Genomic DNA, 1,724 nt, shown 5'->3' on the forward strand with positions numbered 1-1,724 from the left:
GTGCCACCCGAGCCGGGAGTACGCGGGGATGGTCGGGAAGCGGTCGGAGCCGAGTTTGATCGACGTCACGATGTCCCCCCGGGCGGTCTGGCCGGTGGCCGCGAGAACCTGCGGGATCTCGGCAAGTTCCTGCCGGTCCAGCCATGCCAGTTTGTCGAATTCGTCGGCCGCCACGGTGTCGACCACGACCGCGCCCGCGTCCGGCCGGGACACCCGCAGGTCGTAGTACGTGACCACGGGCCGGGACCGGTCGGTCGTCTCGGTCGCCGCGATCGGGTACGGCTCCCCGGTGTCGTCGGCGTACGCGGCGGTGATCTCCGCTCGCGCGGACAGGATCTCTTTCCGGGACACCTTCGTGACCCGATCCCCGGCGGCGTTCTCGCCGTAGGACCGGCTCACCCGGTAGTGGCCGTGGTCGTCCACCTCGTACCGGTCCGCGATCCGCTCAGTGGTGATCTCTTCCCGGGCGCCATCGGAGCCGGTGACGACCCGGAGGGGCCGCTCCGTTCTCGGGCGCGGGGTCCGCGGGGCGGACTGGGGAGTCGTCTCGGTCATGCGTCGGCCCCCGCCCGCGTCAGGAGCCGGTCCGCGTAGGACCGAGCGCGGGCCAGGGTCGGCCATCCGGAGGTGATCAGTTCACCCGCCGAACAGTGGACGCCCCACCCGCCACGGCCGCGCACGGTCCGGCAGATCAGGTAAGACGTCGTCCCGTCCGTGACCGTGGTCACGCGGCCGGAGCCGCCGACGGGGGTCACACGGGGATCTGTGGTCAGGGCGGGTTCTTGCTGGGTACTCTTGGAATGCACTTGATTCCTCGCTAGGGGATCGATGCCAAGCCCTGGGAGTCGTGTCCCGGGGCTTTCGGCATGTCTGGGGTCGGGTGCCTGCGGTGTGACCCCGCCGAAGCGGGGTCGTGTGGTCACGGAGCGCGGGCCGGGGTGAGGCGGAGCCACCCCCTTTGAGGGGTCAGGGCACGAGGGGCCGGAGCCGGGAGAGCTATCCCCGCCGGCCGAATCCCGAGGGAGAGCAGGAACGCCACCAGGGCGGCCCGAACCTGCACCGGGAGGGCCGCGAAGGCACGCACGAACGCGCGGGCGACGGACCGCCGCCCGGCCGGGGTCATGCCCTTGACCATGGCGACGATGCGCCGGTCTACGTCCTGCGGGGGCAGACCCTCGTATCCGCCGAATCGCCAGATGATCAGGAACTCTTCCTCGGTCATCCGGAGGAACATCTCCAACAGGCCGTCAGCCTTGTGCACGGTGCTCACCCCCTTCGCGGTCGTCGTCGTCATGGGTCAGGCTCCGAGGGGGAGCGGGATCGTCAGGGAGTTGGTCCCGACCGTGGCCCCGCTCGCCTTCATCGCGCGGTACATCTGCGCCAGGGCGACTCCGGCGGCCATGGCCAGGGCGGCGGCGGCCACCAGGAGCAGGGCCTCGGATACCGGGATGTAGCGCGTCCGGCCGTGGCCTCCCTGCTCAACGACCGTGACCCCGCAGCGTCGAACGGTGTAGTTCACCGCCGGGTAGTCACCAGTCGTACGGGCCACGTCGGAAACCGGCACGGTGCCCTGCGGGGTCACTCGCCAGCCCGAAGGGACCGGGGGAGCCTCGGGGGCGAGCGTCGCGGTAGCGGTCACGTCTCCCAACTCCTTTCGATAATTGCTATCGATCTTAGGGGGAGTCAGGTCCCCCACGCCACTCCTGAGTCGGGTGAATCTGGCG

The 1,724-nt window shown here is 70.4% G+C and carries 3 protein-coding genes; all 3 read right to left on the reverse strand.

The genetic code is table 11. The features are described 5' to 3' along the window. Nucleotides 1-555: hypothetical protein (locus tag ADL29_RS04155; protein ID WP_157878384.1), on the reverse strand; the 555-nt coding region annotated here is incomplete at its 3' end. Between the two features lie 364 nt (nucleotides 556-919). Further along, entirely contained in the window at nucleotides 920-1,294 is a 375-nt protein-coding gene (locus ADL29_RS04165) for a hypothetical protein (protein ID WP_030498524.1), read from the reverse strand. 3 nt (nucleotides 1,295-1,297) lie between these two features. Continuing rightward, the gene (locus ADL29_RS04170) at nucleotides 1,298-1,639 is read right to left on the reverse strand and encodes a hypothetical protein (protein WP_030498525.1); all 342 of its coding nucleotides are present in this window, start codon (nucleotides 1,637-1,639) and stop codon (nucleotides 1,298-1,300) included. Between the last annotated feature and the right edge of the window lie 85 nt (nucleotides 1,640-1,724).

It is taken from the genome of Streptomyces chattanoogensis (assembly GCF_001294335.1).
Classification (GTDB): domain Bacteria; phylum Actinomycetota; class Actinomycetes; order Streptomycetales; family Streptomycetaceae; genus Streptomyces; species Streptomyces chattanoogensis.

Excerpts from the sequence above, each read along its gene's own strand:
- ADL29_RS04165 (WP_030498524.1), bottom strand. The coding sequence starts at position 1,294 with ATGACGACGACGACCGCGAAGGGGGTGAGCACCGTGCACAAGGCTGAC.